This is a genomic window from Chryseobacterium sp. 'Rf worker isolate 10', from assembly GCF_050753305.1.
Classification (GTDB): domain Bacteria; phylum Bacteroidota; class Bacteroidia; order Flavobacteriales; family Weeksellaceae; genus Chryseobacterium.
Map to the genome: position 1 here is coordinate 814,319 of NZ_JBOZOF010000001.1, position 24,658 is coordinate 838,976.

Here is a 24,658-nt window from a genome sequence, read left to right on the forward strand (position 1 = left end):
TGATGAAAAAAAAATTAACGATACTGGCTTTAATGTCATTGTTTTCAACAATATATTCTCAGAATGATAAGAATAAACCATATTATTTTAAGGACTTCCCACAAACACCTTCAACAGCAGCTTTTCAACGTTATGGAGAAATACAAAATTCGGAATATGTAGGAGCTAATTCTCCTGTAATACCATTGGATAATATTAAAGAAGGTGATATTAATATTCCTTTAAATCTCAATTATGTTTCAGGTAATGGTGTTAAGGTTCGTGATGAAGCATCAAGCGTAGGATTGGGTTGGGGAATTCCTATGGCAACAATAACGCAATATGTATCTGGAGGCTTTGATGACTTTAGTCAATATAATAAACTAAAATTTGATTTTTTATATGATAGTACACCTCCTTTTACAAGGAATAATTTTGAAGCTTGTGAAAACTCAACCATTCCTTCTCAATATCTAAATCAGCTGGGATATGATAAATATACCTACTATAAATCAATGAGAGCAATGCTTCCAATTGGGGGATATTTTAAGAACTACAATACAAGTTTAACAGAGTATGATACAGCTCCTGACATTTTTGTTTGTAACCTGTTTGGAGAAAAGGTCGAGTTTATAACGAATAATTTTTCAACACAGCTTTATCCGGCAAGTTTAAACTTTGTTCCTACATTTGAAAGTATTAATAAAAGAGGGTTTAAAATAGAATATAATACAACTGATTTATTCATTATTACGAGCCCAGCGGGGATTAAATATTATTTTAGTAAGGCTGAAGAATTCGGTTCAGCCTCAGTAAATTCAAATGGGACTACAAGTTTTTCAAATCCACAGGGTCGAAATTATGTTGTCACAAAAATCATTGATAAAAATAACAGGACAATTACAATTGGCTATAAAGAAAATTTGGAACCGGAATATATTTCTCCTTATGCACAACATTTGAATCTAACACTTGCATCAGATCACTATACGCATAGTGATAGTGCATTTCCTCCTAACAGTTATTATATAGGGGACTGTAAACCGACAAGTGGATATGGTGGTGAATATAATGGAAGTTATAATGGAGAAGGTTATTCAAGTGCTCCCTATACCTCTTCACAAACTGTTGGGGATTATTATATACCTGTAGGCTTTCATAGAGGATATTATACAAGAAATCTTTTGTTGGTAAATGAAATTAAAGGAGACTTTGGTAAAGTAAGTTTTGAGTATTCTGGGAGAGATGATTGGTCAAAAAGTAACAAACTGGATAAAATTGTAGTTCAGAATAATGCATCTCAAATAATCAAAAAAATTGGTTTTAATTATTCATATTTCACTTCTCAAGATAGTAAAACTGTTAGAAGTGAAGCTGCAAATTTAAATATTCAACAAAGTAACATCTCCATTACTGATGTCAATCGTTACAGTAAAAGATTAAAACTGAGTTCTATAATTATTAATGATACTGATGAGTATTCTTTCAAGTACAGCTCGGTATCTCTACCAGATAAAGATTCTTTTGCAGTAGATTACTGGGGGTACTTTAATGGTAGTACTGGAAATAAAACTCTTTTTCCTAATCCTACAGATTTTAATTTTACACTCAATGGGGGAACCAACGTTCCTTTAAATGATAAGAACAATAATGAGAAAAAAGCAAATATTGATTTTGCTAAGGCGGGTATACTGGAAAGAGTTACATACCCTACAAAAGGGTATGCAAAATTTGAATATGAACTCAATTCAGCAGATAATCTATTTGTTAGTGAATATCCTTCAACACTTTCCAGAGGTAATGGTGTTAGATTGGCAAAACAGACGAATTATGATCTAAATGATAATGTAGTAAGTCAAACTGTTTTCGAATATGAAGGTGGAAAATCTCATAACCCATTGGATCTATTTAAAAAAACCACTACAAGACTTATTTCTGGTGTTAATGGCAGCTTTAATAGTTTTACTACTTACAATTTTACGACCCTGACTCTTCTGGCAGTATCTGATAATACCTCATCACCTTTGTCTACTGGAAATATGGTTGCATATTCTACAGTGACTAGGAAAGAACAGGACAATAACAATTCTTCAAAAGGAAAAATTGTTACTTCTTATTACAATAATCCTGAAACTGAATATCAGTTCAAAGATGATAAAGTTCCCGTTTATTTTCCTAAAATTAAATCAAAAGATACACCAGATAATGGTTCAGTAGAAAGTATAAAATTGTTTGATTCAAATAATTTATTAGTTAGGGAGACAGTAAATGAATATTCAAATTCTCTTTCTAAATTATTTTATGGATCTTCTCTTATACTTTTTCATAGTATCGCTTATACCAATGCCTGTGCAATAGCAAGCTCATGTTACAATAATGGTTCCTATCAACCCGATCTTGTTGATAATCCGGTATCGGTATTTAGCTTTTACCCTATTTTTTCAAAACAATCATTATTGAAAAAATCCAAAACAATTGATTATTTAGATAATAAACCATTATTAACTAAAGTGGACTATAACTACGATAGTTATAATTTGTTATGGCAAACACAGACTGTTACCCCAGACTTAGATCAAATTAGTGAATCATTTGGTCATTCGAGTTCAATGAATAGATTTTTACAGGCTAATATTCTTTCTGATGATACTGGGACTAGTATTTTTAAAAATGATGTTCAAATTCTAAATCGTGCTTTTAAATATGATAATCAAAACCATTTCAACCCTACATCAATAACTACCTATAATTTAAATGATCCAAATATAAATACCCCAGCAGATGCAACCTATGATAAATATAATTCAAAAGGTGAATTATTACAATATACTACAAAAGATGGGTCTCCTGTTACTATTATTTGGGGGTATAAACAAACGCAGCCGATTGCAAAAATTGAAGGAGGATCATATGCACAGACAATGCAAGCTTTCGGTTTAAATCCTGATGATATTAATGCCTATCAGCAGCTGGAAATTGTAAAGAAATCGGATTTAGATACAGATGATTCTACTGAAACGTCTTTACTTAATGAATTGGAAAGCTTTAAAAAGAAAACAGATTTTAAAGATTTTAAGATAACGGTATATACTTATGATCCGTTGGTAGGTGTGAAAGCAATTATATCTCCATCTGGACTTAAAGAGACCTATAAATATGATGCAGCGAATAGACTTATAAGGATTTTGGATAGGGATGGCAACATTTTGAAAGAAAACAAATATAACTACGCACCGAAAACCTTTTATAGTTCAGCAGCAAGTCCATCTTTTACAAGAAACAACTGTGGTGGAAGTGCAATTGGTGGTTCTTACACATATGTGGTTCCTGAAGGAAAGTATACTTCCATTATTAGTCAAGCTGATGCTGAACAGCAAGTTCAGAATGACATAGCCATTAATGGACAGGCTGCAGCAAATCTGTATGGAACATGTACTCCATTAAATTGTTCTGTAACAAAAGGTAGTGGCATCAGTCAATTTCATTATGGATCAATTTCATTAAATAATCCTAGTGAGATCAGGGTTCAGATGGGATTCAGATATTTTAGTAATCTTCCTTGGAATACAGGAGTAGTGGTAGGAAAGATAAGTGGAATTTGTGTACCATCTGGTGAGAGGTCATCTAGTACATATGCAAATGGTGTATGGTTATTAACAATTGATACTAGTGGAAATATTATAGCTAAAATAACTTCTGCTTCTCCTTCTTTGGTTAATGATATGAATTTAGTTTTTGATTTTACATACTCAATACAATAATGATCATGAAAAATATTTTTATTGCGCTAAGTGTATTTGTCATTGGACAAAGTTATGCGCAAACAGCAACAGAAAATTATATACAGTCAAGAGAATATCTTGAACCTGTAACAAATACAAATATAACGGCCAAACAAATTGAAACAGTTCAATACTTTGATGGATTAGGGCGACCAAAACAAACAGTTAATGTAAAAGCTTCGCCATTAAGGAGAGATGTTGTAAATCATATTGAGTATGACGGATTTGGAAGGCAAATAAAAGAGTATCTTCCTGTACCTCAGTCCTCAACTCAAAATGGTAATTTCTATAGTAATCCACTTACTAATGCAACTCAACCAGATATATATGGCTCTGAAAAGATTTACTCAGAAATCAAAATGGAAAATTCTCCGATTGATAGAATTCAACAAAAGATTAATGTTGGTACAGATTGGAGTGGAAAGCCAGTTAAGTTTAGTTATAGTACAAATTCAGATAGTGAGGTAAGAAAGTATTATGCAACACCAACAACTTGGCAGGAAAATAAAACCAACTCAACTTTAAAAGTAGCTGATAATAATTCTTCAAATGGCTTTTATCTTCCCCAGCAACTCTACAAAAATAGTGTTATTGATGAGGATGGAAATACAGTAATTGAATTTAGAAATCATGAGGGACAAATTGTGTTAGAAAGGAAGGTGCTGAATTCAAGTGAAAATGCAGATACTTACTATGTTTATAATGATTACAATAAAATAGCATTTATCATTACTCCTAAAGCATCCGAAAATATCAAAAATATTGCCTCAGGTACAATAATACCTGATGTTGTGCGAAATGATTTGTGCTATCAATATTCTTATGATAAGAGATTACGCCTAATAGAAAAGAAATTGCCTGGTAGGGGAATTGAATATTTTATTTATGACAGGCAGGACAGAGTAGTTGCAACAAGAGATGCTAATTTAGGAGATAAAGGGCAATGGCTATATACAAAGTATGATCAGTTCGGAAGAGTAGCTTTTACAGGTATATTTTCTGGAGGAACAAGAGTCTCCGAGCAAACTTTGGCAGACAGCTTTATATCCAATAATGTTAAAAGAACTGCCAATGTTTTTTTTAACAGAGAAGGGATGGATGTTTTTTATGATCCAAATGGTACATATCCTAATGTTGGATGGGTTAAATTAATGTCGATAAATTATTATGACTCATATCCTTCATACAGTTTTAACCCAACATTTCCGGCAAATATTTTAGGAACAGCTGTTGTATCTGATTCACAAAATAATAATGTGAATACGAATAATTTATCTGTTATGTCCTTATTGAAAAATATTGAAGACGATAACTGGACTAAAACTTATTCTTATTATGATGCTAAAGGGAGAGTTATAGGAAGTCATTCCATCAATCATTTGGGAGGATATACAAGGGAAGAGTCTAATCTTGATTTTGCAGGTGTACCCCAAAAAAATATTACAAGACATAAAAGATTAGATACTGATACAGAAAGAGTTATTACAGAAAATTTTGATTATGATTCACGGAACAGGCTTCTTGTTCATAAGCATCAGGTAGATAGCAACCCGATTGAAATTCTTGCTCAGAATAAATATAATGAAATTTCACAGCTGGAATCTAAGAAAGTAGGAGGAGTAGATTTAGCAAACCCGCTACAGAAAATAGATTATAAATATAACATACGTGGTTGGTTAACCCAAATAAATGATCCTGTCAATCTAAACGGAAAACTGTTCGGTTATGAAGTGAGATATAATAATCCGGGGAATCCTCAGGTAGTAGGGAAATTCAATGGGGCTGTAGCTGAAGTTAATTGGAATAATGCATCAGAGAATCTCCTGAAACGATATAACTATGAATATGATAAACTTAATAGATTAACCAATGCTTTTTATAAAGAGCCTTCCACAGGAGTAAGTGGAAATTATGACGAATACCTTACCTATGATTTGAATGGCAATATTAGCAATCTGAAAAGAAGTGCCATACCAGTCTCAGGACAAACAGCGACTTTAGTTGATAACCTCGATTATATTTATAATGGTAATCGTCTTACGCAGGTGATCGAAAATGCATTGAATGACACTGGTTATGAAGGAGGAAATAATATAATTGATTATGACCTGAATGGGAGTATGACTACTCTGAAGGATAAAGGAATTAATAGTATTGTATATAACCATTTGAGTTTAGCTGATTCCTACTCAATCACTCAGAATAATCCATTTGGACTTTCTATGAATAGTGGCTTGGATTATCTATACAGAGCAGACGGCATAAAAGTACGTAAAACTTACACGAGTGCACCTCCAAGAGGTATGGCTAGTAGTACTATTACAGATTATTTGGACGGGTTTCAATATAATTATTTTGAAGGAGGTGGAAGTTGTATAACGTGCCGTACCGAAAATGCCTATGAACAACAGGCTTATAAAAGTGTTTTTAATCCAATAGTAACTCCTAAATGGAACCTTGATTTTGTTCCGACAGCGGAAGGAGTATATAGCTTTACAGAGAACCGCTATATTTATCAATATAAAGATCACTTAGGTAATTTGCGTGTGAGTTTTGCTAAAGACAGCGCAGGAAATCTTGAAGTTACAGACACCAACAACTACTATGCATTTGGGTTAAGTCATATATCCGGAGGATTTAGTAATTCTTACTTTGGAGGCTACCATTCTTACAAGTATAATGGTAAGGAATTACAGGAAACAGGTTTTTTTGATTATGGAGCAAGAATGTACATGCCGGATCTTGGAAGATGGAGTGCAATAGATCCTCTGTCTGAAAAATTCTTTTCAACCTCTCCATATACTTATGTAGCTAATAATCCTATCAGTTCAATTGATCCTGATGGAAGAGATATTGTTAATATTGCCGGTGGAGTTAGATTTACTGGAAGCCATGCAAGAATGATGTTGCGATACTTTCAGAATATGACCTCTTCAGGAAATTACAATATCAAGGGCATCCACTTCGTTCAAGAAACCATAACTCCAAATATTTATAGACATACACTGAATTCTTTTCAAAAGGGGAAACCAGAATTATTACATTATGATTCAGATCAAAAAAGAAACAGGCAAAGAAGGCAACAAGCTACATATGGTATTGCAACCGTACCAGGTTATGAAAGAGATGAATATCCTTATGCTTCTACATTTGAAGGAGGAAAACAACCTGATGGATCACGAGCACATGTTATGTTAGTCCCTCGTGCGGAAAACAACTGGCAAGGGACAAGAGAATTACGTCCACTTTATCGTACATTAAAAACGGGAGATGCATTTTTAGTTGTTCCAGTTCCTAAAAATAGGGAAATGCAGGACGTGAAGGAGGAAGCTTTGGAGAAATATAAGACTCCAGCTCCAGCCCCAGTTGTTACGACTCCTGATTTTGGTCGACCAGTAATTCCATATAAAATGTGGCCTGTAGTGGCTGGAGCAGCAGTTTTGGCAGCAGCAGCTTGGATTTTACGTACTGTTCCTGTTCCATAAAACCATATATTTGCAATATGAAAAATTATATCACACTATTAATAATTAGCATGTTATCATCGTGCATAAGCAATAACAAAACAAATATGAAAGTACAAAAGTTCAACTTTGATACTCAATACAATCAATTTTATATAAGTTCAGTTGGTAAAGATTTTAATGCTGATGAAAAGAAAGATATGAGTTCTTTTACTGAAGATATGAATAGACGTTTAGGGATTGAGAAAAATGCCTTAATAGTTTTCACGGAAAGCTATGGTAAAATCAGAGGAGATATACAAGTCTTAGAGAATGCCAGCATAAATAGCGATTATAGAAACTACGATCATATTGTAGAAGGGAGTATTAACATAGAATCGGGTGTGCTACAATTATTAGATAGTCCGCATAGCCACATAGAATTATCTATAAACGTTGATCCTGGAAGATACAAAGTAAGAGTTTACTCTTCAAATCTAAGTAGTGTTAAAGAAACTGACTTACCACATTCTACAGATAAAGATTATTACCATATTGAATTATGGAAAAATGATAATATGGAAACAAAGGTTATAAAACAGTATAAAGAGCAATAATTAATAACTAATTTTTCCAAAGATCCCTCTTGATTTTCAAGGGGGATCTTATTTTATGACAATCATTATTTATTACTGTTTGGTGTATATTTATCGAATTAAGAATAAGGTTTCATTTCTAAAAGGTTAAGCGAAAAAAAATAAGTCAAAACTATCGCAATTTCGGAACTCTGATAGTTCCATCAAATATGTTGTAGCCGGTCAGGTAGAACGTGTGGAGGCTATTGTGAAGAAGGCAAAGTTTTACCTGACGGGCTACGCCATTTCTAAGCGCAAAAATGCGGTCCCTCCGTTTCGGAAGGGACTGCATTTTTGCCGCCGATTTTGGATTATCAGACGGGGATAGGTTGGCAATTGAAATCTTTTAGATTGAAGAAAAATCCCCTGTATGGGGTCATTCCATTACGAAATAATCCCCATACCAAAGAACAGCCCATCTGGGCCAATGCGGAATTAATGTACAGATCTTGCTTTTCCAATGCTTCAGCCAATGAGCAACTGGGGGTATCGTCAGATATTTCGGACTGTTGCAATAATTCTCCGTATTCATCGGTCATAAAGGGTAGGGTGGCTATCGTTTGATATTTTTCAGATTGCGGTTGCCTGATTTCGCCAATGGTGGAAAGGATAACCTGTCCTGTGTCTTTGCTGTTTCCAAAATCAAGGAGGTAAGCTGGACGATCCCCATAGTTTCTATACTCTCCAAGTTCTTTTAGAATTTCAGTAATTTCAAACCGCGCTTTTACAGAGTCCACACAGGAAATATACAAAGTAGCTTTTACGGTTGTTGGTAATTTTCCCAAATTATTTTTCTCAAATCTTCGGGTTTCCGATTTCCAGTTAGTGCCAGCCCATCTGTTTGCCCGGTTGATAAGGGCAACGGATTTATAAAGTCCTTCTTCGCACCCGGCAAAACGTTGTCTGCCGATATTGGCACCCGTTACCTTATCACTATCCCAGAGACGGATGAACAGTCCCGGATGTCCCAGCTCTATAAGACTGTGATTCATTTCCAATAGACATGTAAGCACTTTTGAGCCTGTACCGCCAGCCCCTATAACGTTAACGGTTATAGGGTTGGTAGGATTAAGAAGCTCTTTATTGGTGAAATGTACTTTTGGTTTATCAGTATTCATTTTAGTAGATCTTTTAATGTTATGTCGGTTTTTTTAAGTACCTCTATCGGGAAAGTTTCTCCTGTGGTGATAAGATGTTTCCAAAGGCATACACAATTGCCCTGAATAGGGTTGTATCCTGCCATCAGGTGACTGAAGTAGCTGTTAAAGAAATAATCTTCCCAAGCTTTGGTAAATTCTTCCAGTAATGCTGTTTTCTTTATCCGTACATCAACGCTTCCCATGCATACTTTTCCGTCTTCATAGATGTTGAAAAATGGGGCTTGATAGAGGATTGTTTTTTCGTTGGGTCTGCGGTTGCCAGCCAGTGCAAATACGGCAAGGCTTTGTCTGTCTGCTACCCATAACATGGGTGGTACATAGGCTTTGCCATTGGGCAAGTCAAGGTTTTCAGTAAAGCAAAGTTGTCTTTGCATCGACTTTGTAAACCAAACAGCTTTACCTTTTAGAGGGTCAATATGCAGGATATGACTACTCAGCATGCCATGAGATTGCAAACAGTTGACTTTTTCATCAGAGATACATAATGCTTTGGTCAGTGCTTTAGCTTCTCTTAATGTCAACGGATGGGCATTAACAGGCATTCCGGTATTGTCCATGTCAAAATATTCTACATAAGTGTCCGGGCGGTTTCCTTCAGTTTGATAGAAAACCAGTGCCGATTGGGGAAAATATAATTGCCCTAATTGGTGGGTAATATCATTTTGTTCTTTCATTTCAAAAGAGGTCTATAGTGATACAATAGGTAGCAAAGATCATCTAACAGTGGAAAGAGACGGTTCTCAAAATCTAAGTTTACTGATATTGATTTTTTATTATTAAAGTGTTTGGTAATAATGGGTTCATCTATCTGTCCATATTCCTGCAATTCGTTATTAACGGTTTCTTCAAGGGATTCAGTCAGCCATCCGTGATCGTTGGCACAGAACGAAATATATTTGTCCATGGATATAATATTATCTCTGTCATATTCCTGTGCTTCTCCATTGGGGTGGGCATTTTGGAAAATGTTTTTATCAGGGTATTGCTGATAAATATTAAAGACTTCATAAGCCAACCGCAGGCAATCTGTATCGAAAGTGTCATTGATTGTAAAAGAATGTACGCGTCTTTCAAACAGCTCTAAATTCTTATAGTTGTAAATCTTTTGTTCCATATGTGTGCCTACCCATTCTGCTTGTACAAATTCGGACATACAACCTTTCCTGTCTTCGTCTTCATCTTCAATCAACCAGTCTTTCAGCATTTCATATTGCCAATATAAATAGGAATCTTCCTGCCGGTAGTAGGGAATGTGCGCCACATGATAGAGGTAAGAGAAAACAGATAGAAGGAGAAGGGCAGTCTTTTTCCGATGGGGGTCTTTAATCATCCGATAGAGTGGTATAACAGGAATATAGTAAAGACTACCTCCTGTGTTGTATCTTTCTGTACAGGTGAGATAAATTTTCTTAGAGTCTTGTATCAGCCTGATTTCCTCCCAATTTTCAAATTTTTCTTTAAGTTGTTTTTGAATATCCCACATAGCCAAAGCTATATTGTACGGGTAGGTGAAGGAGTCTGTTGCTAGGGATTCCAGACTGTAATGATGGGCAAGGTAGGAAAGCGATGTATAAAAATTCCTTTCCTTTTTGCTATTTTCTTTACAAGCCTGTAGGGTTTCTGTTTCTTTTAGTTTAGGCATGAATGTAGTTCTCAGAAAACCATAGGAAGCATTGTAACCGGAACAGGTTGTCGCTTGTCTTTTTTTACCTCGCTGGCATCTTTTGGTTTTTTCATCCAAATTACGAAGTCCATTAACTGCCTGTGCAACTTCTGTTGCATCGGATCTTGGGGAAGTTTGATTATCCCTGCTATTATAGGTGATTGCATAAGTCATTGTTTTACTATTTAACGGGTTAGCCTTTTGTACCAATTACGCTCTCAAACCGATATTGTACCGTATCATCTTTGATAACGGGAGCTGATACTTTTGCTGTGGTAAGGATAGGGTAGGTGTTAGAATAGAAATTAAGCACTGCCTGTACACTCCATTGTGGTTCTGGGTCTGTCAGCTTTATTTCCTGTCCTTTTTCGATAAATATAAATGCCCTCTCTAATTGTGTTGCTAGTAACATAATTTTTCATTTTTCGGGTTAACAAAAATTATTCTTCCTCCTGCGTTATCATTTCTTGTGGAGTTTCCTCCGCATTGAAAAGGTCGGGAGCAAAATGACGGGCGAAATCGTCCTGCCGTTTCCTTATGATTTCAGCGTATTCAGGGTAATCAGCTGTTTTTGGTAAGGCGGTCCAAGCATCCCTATACCGCTGATCTTTTTCAAAAGTGTCTGCTTTCAGCATTGCATTACGGTATTTTTTCTCCCTTGCTTCTTTTTCGAGTTTCTCTTTATTGGTCTTCTCTTTTTCCATAGCGGACTGTCTGCGGGCTTCTTCCAATTGTTTCATGAAGAATTCCATGTTGTCTACTAAACCTGAAGCTGTCTGCATCGGAGTTGTGATTTTTTCAAAGAATCCCATGTCCAGTTCTTCTGCTGTTCCCCTGAGATTGAAAGGAGGTATACCTTCTTTTGCATGGTCTGTGCATGTTTCATTTTGAAGCATCACAGAAACAATAATGCTGTTTCCCTGTGTTTGGGTTATGGTAAGGAGTAAATTCCCTTTGAGATTCATTTGGGCAATCTGCCTGAAAAAATTAGCATCCATGATATTGTTATTTTGAAGTGTTTGGTAATTGCTTGCGGACTTGAATCAATTTATTGTACATATCTGCCCAATAGACATTTTGCTTTTGATCAAAATCGGAGAAACTTTTGTCTTCATGGCTGAAATCTTTAAATTCTTTGGCCTGTTTTATTGCTATTTGAAGGTTGGTAACCTCGATTGAATGGCCGTGCAAATCTGTTATTTTCATACTGTTTAATTTTTTGTAGGGACAGTCCGCCATCAGATGACGGACTGCCTGTACATGGTTAATTAAGAGTAAAAGTTTCTGCGCCATCTATGGCAAAAGCGGTGCATAATTCAAATGCTTTTTGTGTTTTCAGTTGTGCAGTACCTCCCATGACGATAGACTGTAACTTGGCTTCACCATCTTTGTAGTTACGTACATTCTGATAGTAGCCTGTTACTGCATTGTAAGCACCAAAGAGAGTACCTTTTGTGGATTCCATTTGCTGTGTGTCGCTTATCATTGCATAAGCGAAGGCATCATCAACCGTATTTTTAAATACGGTGGAAATTTCATCATCTGCCCCCTTTTTCAGTAAATCAAGCGTTTCCTTGTTTGGGCAAAGTGCCAATTGAATTAGCTTTTTTACCTCGTAGTCTGTGACTTTTACCTTTGCCCACTGGTTGAAAATTCCTTCTAACTCTCTGCTAAGGTTGTTTGCTAATCCCATAATCTTATGGGCATTTTCCAACCGCTCTTTAGCCCCTGCTGTATGCTTGATGCGTACAACATTACTCATGTTTCGGAGTGAAGCATTAAGGGTGTTCTGGCAGACAATACGGATAGGGGTAAATGCTGCCGTTATGCTTCCGCTACCGTCGTGTGACGTAGTCAGGAAGATGTATTTTTCGGTGATATCATCCCCATTTCCTACCCGAATGTAATCGGGAAGCTTAGCGGTAATAAAGATGCGTTCCCCCTGTCCTAATGCCCCTGCGGTTTCGTAAAGAATGCCGTTATTACCTCCAACGATGGCATCAAAAAAAGTGAAGGCATCGCAGTTTTGTATGATCTGATAGTCTTTTCCTACCACACCGAGTACTGCGTTATTATCTGTGCGGATGTTGGCGAAGTAATTGGGAACATGCAGTTCATTGGAACCGATTTCGATACCATCTGCGGTTTCAATGATTCCTGAGCCTTTGGTATAGAGTGGGGATTTGGCTACTTCGTAGTTGAGTCCTGCATACCTGATGGCTTCTTCACTGGTGGGATAATCCTGTATAATTTGTCCCAATCCGTGCCAGGCTTTTTCTTTTACGGTAAAGAATGAATAACGTCCTGTTTTGTTGTTGAAATTTAAATTATGTGCCATGATATTTGATTTTAGATTGATTATTAAGAAGTTTAAAGGACAGGCAATCCTGACGGTTGCCTGTGGATGAATACAGGCTGTTATTTTTTATCGCCTGTGGAATCAGCTTCGTTTTTGACATCAAGAGCTGAGGGGTTGTCAAAGATGTAATTGAATATTTCTTGTATTTCTTTTACAGACAGTTTGCGGGCGAACTGAGCTTCTTTATAAGCTGATGTAATAATGAGTTCTCTGTCTGATTGAAAAGTCATCGCTACCGGGATGCCGTAAACCCCTTCATCTACCCACATGCTGAGATAGAGGTCGTTGAGGTATTGAGCGGCAATAATTAGCGTATCATGCCCTGTATATCCACCGTCTTCCGGCCTTTGGTGGATGGTTTCATCATCAAATGATACTCTTACCAGCCTGTTAAATTTCACTTGATTCTGCTTTGCCATTTCCTTTGCAAAGAGCAGAGGGGACATAGGGGCACTGATTGTATCTCCCTTGCGTGAAAGCAGATTTTGTATTCTGAATTTGAATTGATCTTTCATGATGTTTACTTTTATTGATTGATAAGAGATTTTTAGAAGGGCAGGTCACCCATTCCGTTTTCTTTGTCTGCAATTGCCAGTTCTTTTGTTTCGGGCGTATTGTTGTTTTTTTCGCTATTCCCAAGCAGTTTGATTTGGGAGGTGTGGAAATTTAGTCCGGTGTGTATGTTTCCATCTTTTCCCGTCCAAGAGTTAGCCGATACCCTCCCGCTTAGTTCCACGAGTGTTCCTTTGCTAAGAAATTTCGTTATACCTGTACCGAGCCAGTAGGAGCAGTCGAAGAAGGTAAACTGCTTGATGCGTTCGCCCTGCTTATTTTTGTAGCTGTCGTTCACCGAAACAGAAAAACTTACTACCTGTCTGTTGTTTGATGTCGTGCGTACCTGCGCGTCCTGTGTTAATTTTCCAATGATGTTCATAACTTTACTTTTTTGAGTTAATGTTTTTTTCTTCTCTTTTTCCCTGTCCTGCTTCGTTTTTTCGTGATACTTTCCAAAAGAAAAACCGGAAAAAAGAAAGCAGATATGGAAGACGTACAAAGGGAAAAGCCAAAAGGAAACGGAATAATTGGGGGGACCCATTTATGGGGGGAAACCGTTTATGCCGTAGTCTTTTGGCAGGCTTGTGCGTGAGGTGTACGGCTTACCTTAGCTGCCTTTTTACCGGTTTCTTTGGAAAGTATTACTTGTGTAATAATCTCTGTGTGAAGTCATGCGAGATCTAAAATCAATATCAGCAGGTATGGTGCAAAAAATGGAGTTAGGCCAAAAAGATTATAAAAAGAATTGACCACAAGGATTATGGGGATATGGCAGCGATTTGAATGGACCATCAAATTCAAAAAAATCAGGTGTTTCTATACTATGTGATTGATATTTTATGATATAAGCCTCTTGTTATTAAATAATTCCTATATTTGTCGGTGTGATGTTTAAATATTGTGATCTGATTTTTCAGCATAATAAATGGAGACAGCCGGAAAAACTTCATTCCCTGTCTATGTAAAATCTCCAGTTAACAACAACGAATGATTCCCCCGAAAGATGTTTGTTTTAAATAATAAATACAGGGACTTCCAAAAGGAGGTATTTGAAAAGTATAGTCAGCTTATATTTTCTCACGTTTTTAAAAAAGTGGGGAAGAGAAATGATGCACTGGATATTGTACAGAATGTTTTCATTCATCTGTGGAAGTACAGAAAGAAACTGAAGAACAGTTCCGCAGATGGCATCATCTTCCGCACCTGCAGACAGGAGATTTATCATTTTTATAAAGAAATCAAATCAGGGATATTGGGCGAATCCGTTTCTATTGAAGAATTACAGGTTGAGATTTGTGATTATTCAGAACAGGAACTGGAAATACAGCTGGAAAAGGAACGCCGGCTTGAAGCCGTTTACGAAACACTAGACCTGGTTCCGGAAAAAAGGAAGCAAATTTTTTTGCTGAGTAAAATAGAAGGAAGAACCAGGGATGAAATAGCCGCTGAAATGAATATGTCTAAATCAGCCATAGGTAATCAGATTGATAAAGTGATGCAGTTTCTGATAAGTAAATTACGAAAGTAAATATGACCACTCTAAAATAAGCAGGTGACCTTTGAATGGTGTCAATAGCGTTTTTCGATGCGTTTGAAAATAGTTAATACAAGGCTTTTCGATTGTTGTTAGCGTAATGATTCAGGTCTATTATTTTTGAAGAATTGTATGCTGTATAACGCCACGTTTGCTTACAGATCCATCGTCAATAAGAGCTTAGGGAAAGAAAAATGAAGGAATGATTTTCAATGTAATGAGTAAGAAGTACTGCTCAGAAATGATTCTCTTTTTATCATTGAATTGTTTATTGATCACGTAGCTTTTTGATGTCCTTTTTTAGTTCCAGATACATTTCTTTTACACTCATGGTATCCGGTTCATTATATATTCTGTAATCTTCCGGTAGAAGTCCGGCGGCATATTGCCATATTTCCAGGATGTCACTCATGGGTATATCGTATGGCTCATAGTGTGAGTTATCAGCGGCAACTGTTATTGACTGCTTATTTTTCGCAACAAAAATCTTGTAGGTAATTCCCTCATTCAGGGTAACAAAAATGTACGTTTTATCCCGTTTTAAATCCTGTATTTTTTCCACATACTTTCCGATAATATAAGAGCCATCGGTAAAAGGCGGCATAGAATCACCTTCAGCTGGGAAAGCTCGGTATTTACCATTATTTAGAAAAGGTAAGGAGATTCTCTGCAGGCTTTCTATATATTCGGGATCACTGTATCCTTGCAGGTATCCCATAGAAGCTTTATGGGGAATGATCTCAATAAATCCTTTTTCCTGAGGATCGACCATCACTGGCAGCACTATTCTGTTGTCGGTCAGATTAATCATTTTTTCTAATGGATATTTTCTTATATCTACAGTAAGAAGAAGATCAATGCTTATGTTAAAGTACTTTGAAATTTTAATTAAAAACTCAGGTGCGGGCTGTACTCTGCCGCTTTCATAGGCAGCATAGGCGGAGCGGGTAATGACAAGGATTCCCGCCAGATCTTCCTGACTGATTTTCTTTCTGCCTCTTAAAAGCCTTATGTTATCTGCAAAAAACGACATTGTTACAATTAGTAACAGCAAATATAGTAATTCTGTTACAAACTGTAACTAATTTTGTCACATGGAACGAGCGATAGTACATATGGATATGGATACTTTTTTTGTGTCCTGTGAGAGGAGAAATAATTCAAAGCTTAATGGTATACCCCTGATCATAGGAGGTGGTGACCGCGGAGTGGTGGCGTCATGTTCCTATGAAGCAAGAAAATTTGGAGTTCGCTCCGCCATGCCCATAAGAATGGCTCTCAGGCTTTGTCCCGAAGCTAAAGTAATTCGTGGTGACCATGAGCTGTATTCTAACTTATCCCATACGGTGACAGAAATTATTCAGGAAAAAGTACCGGTAATGGAAAAGGCAAGTATCGATGAGTTTTATCTTGATTTGTCCGGTATGGATCAATTCTTTGGATGTTACCAGTGGACTGAGGAAATAGCATCCTCAGTTACCAGGGAGACAGGACTTCCGATAAGTTTTGCCTTATCTACTAATAAAACCGTTTCAAAAATTGGAACGGGAGAAGCGAAACCAGTAGGACGACTTGAAATAAAGGCACGGGATATTCAGCCGTTTCTAAATCCCTTATCCATCCGAAAGATTCCCATGGTGGGAGATGCTACTTTCCGGCTCCTTTCAAGAATTGGAGTTCGGACGATACAAACCCTATCTGAAATGCCGGCGGAGGTACTTCAGCAAATGATCGGTAAAAATGGTATGGAATTATGGAAGAAAGCCAATGGAATAGATGAAAATCCTGTTTTTCCTTATTCAGAGCGTAAATCCATTTCAATGGAAAGAACGTTCACAGATGATACGATGGATATCCATGCGATACGCGTACTCATTTCGGGGATGGCAGAACACCTGGCGTATCAGCTTCGAAAAGAAAAGTGGCTGACTTCCACTGTGGTGATCAAAATCCGATATGCTAATTTTGATACAGAAACCAAGCAGAGTAGGGTTAGCTATACTTCAGCAGATCATACACTGTCCCGGTTGGCATTGGAACTGTTTAATAAAGCCTATACCCGGAGAATGCGTCTGCGTTTGGTAGGCTTACGTTTTACGGGTCTTGTGCATGGACTTCACCAGATGAATCTGTTCGAGGACACCGCAGAAATGATCAGTCTCTATAAGAGCATGGATCAAATTAAAAACCGATTTGGAACTCATGCTGTTGGCAGGGCTTCAGGCTTTAATTTTCACAATCATCCCTAGCCCTTACTTATGTTTATCAATTGCCATTCATACCATAGCCTGCGTTATGGAACTCTATCAGTAGAAGAGCTGGTAAGACAGGCTCACCAATCGGGTGCCCGGGAACTGGTATTAACCGATATTAATACCATTACCGGAATTTATGATTTTAAGAAAGAATGCGAAAAATACGGTATAAAACCTGTAGCAGGTGTTGAAATTAGAAAAGAAGGAAAGCTTTTTTATATCGCTATTGCCAAAGACTTTAGTGGGATCGGGGAAATAAACAGGATCATTACGGATTATAATTGTGAGGGAAAGGAATTAACAGAAACCGCTCCCGAATTCAACAATGTATTTGTAATTTATCCTAAAGAAAATATCCCTGACCAACTTAAAGAAAATGAGTTTGTCGGTATTCGTGAGGAGGAACTCACGTTACTTATACGTTCTGAGTTCAAGAAACTCAAAGACAAGATGGTGGTATGGCATCCTGTTACCTTTGGTACAGAGCAAGAATATGAACTGCATTGTATTTTGCGCGCCATCGACCACAATATTTTGCTACCAAGACTTAAAGAAACCGATCATTGTAAAACCACTGAGATTTTCAGGGCTGTGGAGCTGATAGAAAAGGTTTATGAAAGATATCCTGAGATGATCAAGAATACCCATGATCTTTTACGTGTCTGCCAATTTGATTTTGAATTTTCAACCCCAAGAAACAAAAAATACTATACCAGGTCTAAAGAAGACGACCGGCGATTTCTCACCAGACTTACCAGACTGGGATTAAAACACCGTTATGGTCCGGATCATGATATTGCCTGGAAAAGGGCGGAGAAAGAGCTGAAAGTAATTGATCAGCTGAATTTTAGTGGGTATTTTCTCATTACCTGGGATATTATCAGGTATAGCAACCGCATGGGGTTTATGCATGTAGGCCGGGGAAGCGGTGCCAATAGTATTGTAAGCTATTGTTTAGGAATAACAGATATCTGCCCCCTTGAGTTGGATCTCTATTTTGAAAGATTCCTGAACTTAAACCGGAAGACTCCTCCTGATTTTGATATTGACTGGAGCTGGCAGGAAAGAGATATCATTTTACAATACATTTTTGATCGGTATGGAAAAGACCATGTTGCTTTTTGTGGTACGAATGTAGAATTCAAGTATCGTTCGATATTTCGGGAAGTGGGCAAAGTATTCGGGCTGCCAAAAGAGGAACTAGATGATTTGGCTACAAAGCCTATAGAGAACCATGATTCAAATTCAGTAGTAAAGCTTGTCCATCAGTATGGGCAGATGATGGAAAAATTTCCTAACCAGAGAAGTATGCACTCCTGCGGTATTCTGATCTCTGAAGAGCCTATTACGCATTTTACGGCCCTGGAAATGCCTCCGAAAGGGTTTCCGATCGTGCAGTTTGATATGCATGTTGCCGAAGATATTGGATTTGAGAAATTTGATATTCTCTCCCAAAGAGGATTGGGTACTATTAATGATACTGTTAAACTTATTAAAAACAACAGAGGGATCAGTGTTGATATCCGGAATACTACTATTTCCAAGAATGAAAAGAAGGCCAATGAATACTTATCTCAGGGTAGGACAATTGGATGCTTTTATATCGAGAGCCCGGCTATGCGCGGACTTTTAAGGAGGTTGAAATGTGAGGATTATAGAACACTGGTAGCGGCATCGTCTATTATCAGGCCGGGAGTGGCACAAAGCGGGATGATGCGTGAATATATTTTCAGGCACAATAACCCCACAAAATTTGAATACTTCCATCCGGTCTTTAAAGAGCAATTGGGAGAAACCTACGGAATTATGGTCTACCAGGAAGATGTCATAAAGATCGCCCTGTATTATGGAGGATTGGAGGCTGCAGACGGTGACATTTTGAGGAGAGCGATGAGTGGAAAAGGAAGATCATTATCAGCGTTACAAAGAGTAAAAGATCATTTTTTTGAATCCTGTAAACGGCAGGGGCATCCTGAAGAGCTTTCTAAAGAAGTTTACCGACAGATAGAGTCTTTTGCAGGTTACTCCTTTTGTAAAGCGCATTCGGCTTCTTATGCAGTAGAAAGTTATCAGAGTTTGTACCTAAAAGTATATTACCCACTGGAATTTATGGTATCTGTCATTAATAATATGGGCGGCTTTTACCGTACCGAAGTGTATGTCCATGAAGCCAGGATGTCAGGCGGAATCATTCGTAATCCATGTGTCAATACCAGTGATTATGTAACGGTGTTGAAGGGCAATGAAATTTACCTTGGATTTATACATCTGCAGGGACTGGAGACCTCCATTGCCCGTAATATTGGTGAAGAACGCGGAAAAAATGGAGGTTATAAGTCCCTTGATGATTTTATCCGCCGGATTCCTATTGGCATTGAAACCATACAGCTCCTGATTTTTATTGATGCATTTCGTTTTACCGGGAAATCAAAAAACGAACTGCTGGTTCAGGCAAGACTGCTGCTGAGTATGTTCAAACCCGAAAACAGAGGTTTGTTACTTATAGAGGAACCTGTCAAAGAATATCAGCTTCCACAGTTGAAGAGAGAAGCATTTGAAGATGCCTTTGATGAAATCGAATTATTGGGATTCCCGGTTACCTGCAGTCCCTTTGATCTTCTGAAAACCTTATATAGAGGGGATGTAATGGGCAGAGATCTGGTTCAATATCATAAAAAACAGGTAAGAATGCTTGCTTATCTGATTTCCCGGAAGCATGTACCCACAAAAAAAGGGACTATGTATTTCGGAACCTGGATTGATGCTAACGGGGACTACTTTGATACCGCCCATTTTCCGGATAATTTAAAAGCATATCCTTTTCTGGGAGGTGGCTGTTATTTACTGTTGGGTACCGTTGAAGTGGATTTTCATTTCCCGACCATTACTATTTTGAAAATGGCAAAAATGCCGATGATTCCTGATCCGAGATATGCATATGACAATGAGAAACAATATGATATTCATCGTCAAATCAAAGAAGATGTAAGTATGACGCATCGAAAACCCTATCCGCAGGAGCATGAAATTGGTCTTCCACGCCATAAAATGAGGTGAGCTGCTTCTTGCAGATACGGCAGTAATAATGTTAAATATTCATAATTAATGTTAAAAAGATTTAAAACACTCCCGCTTGGGGGTGTTTTTTTTTGGCTTCTGAACTATATACTTATAGAGGCCCTAATGAATTTATGTTATGAAAAACAATGAGACTAACGAGCAAGAAAAAAAACAAAAAGAATTAACCCCGGATGAATCCAAGAAGCTGTGGGACAATATCTCAGCGGGGATAGACCGGATTGAAGGAAAGCGAAAGAAACGTAATGTTGGTATTACCACGGCTATGCTTGTAGTGTTGATGGTTATCGGCTTTGTGGGATATCACCGAATGACGAGTCCGGATATATTTCTGGCCAAGGGCAGTGATAAAGAGCTTGTGCTGGAAGACGGTACGGTCGTACAACTCTTAGCAGGTGGAAAACTAACCGTTGAAAAATCCTTTCCTGATGATATGAGAGCGGTTCATTTAGAAGGCAACGCGGTATTCCGGGTTAGAAAATCCGAGAAACATCCCTTCATCGTGTTTGGTGGAAATGGCTATCAGGCAAAAGTCCTTGGAACGGTCTTTAAAGTGATGCAGGAGAAAAATGCGTTCAGGGTGGAATTGTATAAAGGAAAAGTGGCTGTTTCCGAAAGTGGGCAAAAGGACAAGGTATATGAATTATCCCCTGATGAGGCATTCGATAATTATGGAAGTAAAAAGGTAGCTGCAGTTACAGGTATCCGGGAGGAAAATGGAAAGGAGTTGAATTCAAAAGAGGATATTCCGCTGATCAATCTGGAATTTGATGATGCGAGGCTGGATGAGATTCTCTCAGTCATAGAAAAGACGTATGGGGTTAGGGTGAATTATCCGGCTGAATATGCGGCTACTACTATAACGATGAGTTTAAATGAGAGAAAAGAAGAAGCGGTACTTCAGGCTTTGGCATTAACAACCGGTTTAACACTCAAAAAATATGATACAGGATATCGACTGGAAAAGTAAGATCTGGCAACTGCTGGGTACCAGTTTTGTGACAGGGAACTGATTCGTCAGGAATAATAAGTAAAGGCCGGTATTGCGAGTACCGGCCCTGAAAAAAATTAATAATTATCAGAAGAATACTAATTTTTAACTATGCAAAAATATGAAAAATGTTATTTGCTTAGCAGGATTGCTATTGTTAATTAGCAACACTGCATTCAAAGCGCAGGAGGGCATTTTCGGTAGGAGGATTAATTTCGAAACCGGGAAAACGACAGCAGCAAAGGCTGTTCAGGAGTTTTTTAAGAAGAACAGGCTGGAACATTCCTATTCTTTTGAGCAATTGGGGCGATTTACTGTAGAAGGTGTTAAATGTGTTCAAGTGGACGCTGTTACCTGTTTAAGAACCATGCTCCATGGCTTACCCTTTGAAGTGTTATCGAAGGATAATACGGTCATCATCATCAGGTATAAAGAAAGTAAAGGCATTGCAGTCTTATCTGAAAAAGGGTTAAATATTTTACAGTCAGATACGGTTAGAAAAGGGCAGACCCTTTCTCAGGGAGAATCGCAAAAGATTGGCGAAATTGTTCTCAACGGCGGTTACTATAAGGTTAAAGATCGGGAGCGTACAGGGAGTATATCAAAGGTAACGGCTAAGGATATCGAAAACCAGCCGGTTACTAATGCTCTCTCAGCGATACAGGGGCGTATGTCCGGGGTCAGTATTACGCAAGGTTCAGGAGTTCCTGGTGGGGGATATGACATCCAGATCAGGGGCAGGAACAGCCTTCGAAGTATAACCAACAGTGATATTGACGGCAACCAACCCTTATATGTTGTTGATGGAGTACCTATCGGGGGAAAAATGACTTCTATCTATTCCGGGGTTGCACTTCCTGGTGGAAATATTAATCCACTGAACAGTATTAATCCGGGTGATATTGAAAGCATTGAAATTCTGAAAGATGCTGATGCTACGGCTATTTATGGTTCACGAGGTGCTAATGGCGTTGTGCTAATCACCACGAAAAAGGGAAGGTCAGGGAGGCTGGGATTGAGCCTTAACTCTTCTTATGCTTTAAGTAATACCTTATCCAACTTACGGCTGATGAATACTCAGCAGTATGTAGCGATGCGACGAAATGCGTTTGCCAATGATGGCATCACTCAATACCCTGCTACGGCCTATGATATAAACGGGACCTGGGACCAGAACCGGTATACAGACTGGCCCAAAAAGCTGATAGGAAATACCGCTGCTGCCTCGAATACTCAACTATCATTAAGTGGCGGCAGTAAGACTACTACGTTTCTATTAAGCTTGGGACATAATGAGCAGACTACTGCGTTTATGAAGGATTTTAAGTATACCAGCAATACGATATCCACAAGTGTCTCCCATCAGTCAGAGGATAGGCGGTTACAGGTAAATGTGTCCAATTTATTTTCTCTGCAGAAAAATAATGTACTAAGAACAGACATGACAAGGCAGGCATACTTCCTGCCACCCAATGCCCCCAAACTCTATACTATTGATGGCAGTATTAACTGGGAGAATAATACTTTTGCAAATCCTGCGGCCCATTTTAACAGTACATATTCCAACGAAAGTAAGCAGGTGCTTATTAATGTTAACACAGCATACGAAATCACTCCGCGATTACGTATTAAGCTAAACGGAGGGATTAATTACCAGAATTTTGAGGAAATCGCACTCCAACCCCATACGATGTACAATCCTTCTTTTGCTTTAGGTCAGTCGAGTGCCACTTCCAAAGCATCCCAAAGTAATCAGGACAGGCTTTCTTTTATTTTAGAACCACAGCTGAATTGGGTCTATAAGAAAGGGAATCACGAACTGGATATTCTTTTGGGAGGCACCTTGCAAAATGAGGAGAATAAGCAGGCTTCTATGACAGGAATTGGATTTGAGAGCAATGTTTTTATTCATAATATCGGGGCGGCACAAACCAAGATTATCTCCGATCAATTGCGAAGCGAGTACCGCTATGCGGCGGTATTTGGAAGAGTAAATTACCAATTCAGAGACAGATATATCCTCAATATCACCGGAAGACGGGACGGCAGCAGCCGTTTTGGTCCCAATAACAGATTTGCCAATTTCGGAGCTGTGGGTGGAGCCTGGTTATTCTCTAAAGAACCATTCCTTTCTGGTGTAAAGTGGCTGAACTTCGGAAAAATCCGTGGAAGCTATGGAACTGCGGGCAGTGACAATATCGGGGATTACCAGTACCTTGATACATATATCGTTTCTTCTTCCTCTGTTTATAACGGCACAACCGGTTTGACTCCCTCTCGCTTATATAATCCCGATTATAGCTGGGAGAAGACCTGGAAATTGGAAATGGCTGTGGAGTTAGGGCTTATGGGAAACAAACTCAATATCACTGCCGCTTGGTACAGAAATCGTTCCTCTAATCAATTGGTGGGCTACCAGTTGCCTGCTGTTACGGGCTTTGGGAGTGTACTTGCAAATTTGGATGCCACCGTGGAAAATACAGGCTTGGAGTTTGAAGCCAGTGCCAGGCCTTTATCATCTGGTTCTTTGCATTGGGAAACAGGATTTAATATCAGTTTCCCTAAGAATAAGCTTATTTCGTTTCCCGGCCTGGAAGGGTCTACCTATGCGAATCAGTATGTGATCGGGCAGCCAACCACTATCGTGAAAGTATACCACTTTGAAGGAATTGATCCTAAGACGGGACAATATCAGTTTACGGATTTCAATGGTGATGGAAAGATTTCTTCCCCTGACGATGCCAGGGTTATTGAAAATATCGGAGTGAAATACTTTGGAGGATGGAGCAATACATTAAGGTACAAAAATTGGGATTTGTCGTTTCTTGTGCAGTTCGTAAAGCAGCGAAACAGGAACTACAATTATATCATGCCAGTTCCCGGAAGTATGAATAACCAACCTGTAGAGGTCATGAATGTATGGTCAGCAGAAAACCCGCATGGATTGTATATGCCATATCATTCGGGAAGCAATGCATCTCACATCCTTATGCAAAACAGCGATGCTGCGATTTCAGATGCTTCCTTTATCCGGCTAAAAAATGTGCAGCTGGGGTACCGTATTCCTTTGCAGGGAAGTATATTCAAGGATGTGAAACTCTATTTTCAGGGCCAAAACCTTGTGACATGGACCCGATACTTTGGTATTGATCCTGAGTTCCTATTTATGGGATTTCTTCCGCCTTTAAGAACGTTTTCTTTTGGACTCCAATGTAACCTTTAAA

Annotated in this window: 18 protein-coding genes; 8 read left to right on the top strand and 10 right to left on the bottom strand. The window is 38.1% G+C overall.

Annotated elements, in window-relative coordinates:
- Positions 1 to 2: 2 nt before the first annotated feature.
- From LKL37_RS03645 to LKL37_RS03655, 3 genes are all read left to right on the top strand, one after another.
- The gene (locus tag LKL37_RS03645) at positions 3 to 3,740 is read left to right on the top strand and encodes a DUF5977 domain-containing protein (RefSeq protein ID WP_431609235.1); all 3,738 of its coding nucleotides are present in this window, start codon (positions 3 to 5) and stop codon (positions 3,738 to 3,740) included.
- Positions 3,741 to 3,745: 5 nt separating this feature from the next.
- A complete protein-coding gene (locus tag LKL37_RS03650; RefSeq protein WP_431609236.1) occupies positions 3,746 to 7,246 on the top strand; it encodes a DUF6443 domain-containing protein in 3,501 nt (1,166 codons plus the stop codon).
- Positions 7,247 to 7,332: 86 nt separating this feature from the next.
- Entirely contained in the window at positions 7,333 to 7,821 is a 489-nt protein-coding gene (locus LKL37_RS03655; RefSeq protein ID WP_431609237.1) for a hypothetical protein, read from the top strand.
- 332 nt (positions 7,822 to 8,153) lie between these two features.
- On the opposite strand, the gene LKL37_RS03660 is transcribed toward LKL37_RS03655, so the two are convergent.
- The 9 genes from LKL37_RS03660 to LKL37_RS03700 form a co-directional block, all read right to left on the bottom strand.
- The gene (locus LKL37_RS03660; protein WP_431609238.1) at positions 8,154 to 8,957 is read right to left on the bottom strand and encodes a PRTRC system ThiF family protein; all 804 of its coding nucleotides are present in this window, start codon (positions 8,955 to 8,957) and stop codon (positions 8,154 to 8,156) included.
- Positions 8,954 to 9,673: a PRTRC system protein B gene (locus LKL37_RS03665; protein ID WP_431609239.1), complete on the bottom strand. Its 720-nt coding sequence runs from the start codon at positions 9,671 to 9,673 to the stop codon at positions 8,954 to 8,956. Before LKL37_RS03665 ends, LKL37_RS03660 begins: the two co-directional genes overlap by 4 nt.
- Positions 9,670 to 10,836 carry a hypothetical protein gene (locus tag LKL37_RS03670; protein WP_431609240.1) on the bottom strand — a complete coding sequence of 389 codons (1,167 nt, stop codon included), beginning with the start codon at positions 10,834 to 10,836 and terminating at the stop codon, positions 9,670 to 9,672. The genes LKL37_RS03665 and LKL37_RS03670 overlap by 4 nt, the downstream gene beginning before the upstream one ends.
- A gap of 19 nt (positions 10,837 to 10,855) precedes the next feature.
- Entirely contained in the window at positions 10,856 to 11,074 is a 219-nt protein-coding gene (locus tag LKL37_RS03675; RefSeq protein ID WP_431609241.1) for a PRTRC system protein C, read from the bottom strand.
- 28 nt (positions 11,075 to 11,102) lie between these two features.
- Positions 11,103 to 11,660 (bottom strand): PRTRC system protein E, encoded by a 558-nt coding sequence (locus LKL37_RS03680; protein WP_431609242.1) that lies wholly within the window; start codon positions 11,658 to 11,660, stop codon positions 11,103 to 11,105.
- 7 nt (positions 11,661 to 11,667) lie between these two features.
- Complete coding sequence (locus LKL37_RS03685; RefSeq protein WP_431609243.1) at positions 11,668 to 11,868, bottom strand: hypothetical protein; 201 nt, start codon at positions 11,866 to 11,868, stop codon at positions 11,668 to 11,670.
- 58 nt (positions 11,869 to 11,926) lie between these two features.
- Positions 11,927 to 13,000, bottom strand: a complete 1,074-nt coding sequence (locus LKL37_RS03690; RefSeq protein ID WP_431609244.1) for a DUF932 domain-containing protein — start codon at positions 12,998 to 13,000, stop codon at positions 11,927 to 11,929.
- 80 nt (positions 13,001 to 13,080) lie between these two features.
- Entirely contained in the window at positions 13,081 to 13,467 is a 387-nt protein-coding gene (locus tag LKL37_RS03695; RefSeq protein WP_431609246.1) for a hypothetical protein, read from the bottom strand.
- 101 nt (positions 13,468 to 13,568) lie between these two features.
- The gene (locus LKL37_RS03700; RefSeq protein WP_431610435.1) at positions 13,569 to 13,955 is read right to left on the bottom strand and encodes a single-stranded DNA-binding protein; all 387 of its coding nucleotides are present in this window, start codon (positions 13,953 to 13,955) and stop codon (positions 13,569 to 13,571) included.
- A gap of 624 nt (positions 13,956 to 14,579) precedes the next feature.
- Between LKL37_RS03700 and LKL37_RS03705 the strand changes: the two genes are divergently transcribed.
- Positions 14,580 to 15,104 (top strand): RNA polymerase sigma factor, encoded by a 525-nt coding sequence (locus LKL37_RS03705; protein WP_431609247.1) that lies wholly within the window; start codon positions 14,580 to 14,582, stop codon positions 15,102 to 15,104.
- Positions 15,105 to 15,378: 274 nt separating this feature from the next.
- On the opposite strand, the gene LKL37_RS03710 is transcribed toward LKL37_RS03705, so the two are convergent.
- The gene (locus LKL37_RS03710) at positions 15,379 to 16,143 is read right to left on the bottom strand and encodes an XRE family transcriptional regulator (protein ID WP_431609248.1); all 765 of its coding nucleotides are present in this window, start codon (positions 16,141 to 16,143) and stop codon (positions 15,379 to 15,381) included.
- A 61-nt stretch (positions 16,144 to 16,204) separates the two neighbouring features.
- On the opposite strand from LKL37_RS03710, the gene dinB reads away from it, so the two are divergent.
- From dinB to LKL37_RS03730, 4 genes are all read left to right on the top strand, one after another.
- Positions 16,205 to 17,359 carry a DNA polymerase IV gene (gene dinB, locus LKL37_RS03715; protein ID WP_431609249.1) on the top strand — a complete coding sequence of 385 codons (1,155 nt, stop codon included), beginning with the start codon at positions 16,205 to 16,207 and terminating at the stop codon, positions 17,357 to 17,359.
- 9 nt (positions 17,360 to 17,368) lie between these two features.
- Entirely contained in the window at positions 17,369 to 20,422 is a 3,054-nt protein-coding gene (locus LKL37_RS03720; RefSeq protein ID WP_431609250.1) for a DNA polymerase III subunit alpha, read from the top strand.
- 139 nt (positions 20,423 to 20,561) lie between these two features.
- Positions 20,562 to 21,413 carry a FecR family protein gene (locus LKL37_RS03725; protein WP_431609251.1) on the top strand — a complete coding sequence of 284 codons (852 nt, stop codon included), beginning with the start codon at positions 20,562 to 20,564 and terminating at the stop codon, positions 21,411 to 21,413.
- A 142-nt stretch (positions 21,414 to 21,555) separates the two neighbouring features.
- Positions 21,556 to 24,657 (top strand): SusC/RagA family TonB-linked outer membrane protein, encoded by a 3,102-nt coding sequence (locus LKL37_RS03730; RefSeq protein ID WP_431609252.1) that lies wholly within the window; start codon positions 21,556 to 21,558, stop codon positions 24,655 to 24,657.
- The last annotated feature ends 1 nt before the right edge of the window (position 24,658 follow it).